The sequence below is a fragment of the Halomonas sp. SpR8 genome (assembly GCF_031010195.1).
GTDB lineage: Bacteria > Pseudomonadota > Gammaproteobacteria > Pseudomonadales > Halomonadaceae > Vreelandella.
The window spans coordinates 1-1,135 of record NZ_JAUAMC010000024.1 but is presented as its reverse complement, the minus strand read 5'-3'; the positions used below and the strand labels follow the sequence as shown (position 1 = coordinate 1,135).

Sequence of the window (1,135 nt, the reverse complement as noted above, 5' to 3'; positions counted from 1 at the left end):
GCCCTGTTTGATATTCGTGAGCGTAGTGCTATTGGCAGATGGGAGCAGCAGTATCATAGTGGAGGGCCAAGTGCATTAGCGGCGAAGCGCAAAGGACGACGCCCGATGAATAAGAAACCTATTTCAAAGCTGTCACCCCCTGATGAAGAGCGTCCTCACGAAGAATTACTTAAGGAGTTAGCGTATCTGCGGGCAGAGAATGACTACTTAAAAAAGCTCGATGCCTTGATCCAGGAGAAGCGGACGACACGGGGCAAAAAGCCCAAGCCGTCCAAGGGTTAAGGCATAAGCATCCACTGGCCTTGCTGCTACGTGCGGCAGCCCTACCGCGCAGCACGTTCTACTACCAGCTCAAGGCTCTGGGCGCTGGCGACTCGCATGCGTCTGTGAAGGCGCGTATCCAGGCGATCTATGATCGTCACCAAGGACGTTATGGCTATCGACGCATCACCACGGTACTGCGGCAGACAGGCGAGGTGATCAACCACAAGACCGTCCAGCGGTTAATGCAACAACTAGGCTTGAAATCCCTTGTTCGCCCCAAACGATATCGTGCTTATCGAGGAGCAGAGGGCTACGCCGCTCCAAATACGCTACGGCGTCGGTTTCAGGCCAACGGGCCTAATCAGCGATGGGTGACGGACATTACCGAATTCAAGGTCAATGATCAGAAGCTCTACCTATCACCTGTCATGGATCTGTATAACGGCGAAATTATTGCCTTCCAGACCGGGCCACGACCGGTACTCGGGCTAGTAAAGCACATGTTGAAGGACGCCTTTGATCGCCTGAGACCAGGCGATCGGCCTCTGCTGCATTCGGATCAGGGATGGCATTACCGTCACCCCAACTATCGTCGATTGGTAGTGAAGCAAAGGATACTCCGCAGTATGTCTAGGAAAGGAAATTGTTTGGATAATGCTGCCATGGAAAGTTTTTTCGGCACTCTGAAGGCCGAGTACTTTCACCTGAACAGATTCACGACCATTGAGCAGTTGCAGCGAGGCATCGTCGACTACATCCATTACTATAATCATCAGAGGATCAAGCAGAAACTAAAAGGCCTGAGTCCCGTGCAATACAGGACTCAGGCCATGTCAGCTAGTTGAGAGAACCAACCGTCCAACTATTGGGG

The 1,135-nt window shown here is 52.3% G+C and carries 1 pseudogene; it reads left to right on the top strand.

The annotated features are described in order from the left end of the window. Positions 1-1,109 (top strand): annotated as a pseudogene (locus tag QT230_RS20765) (IS3 family transposase); the annotation flags it as partial. Between the last annotated feature and the right edge of the window lie 26 nt (positions 1,110-1,135).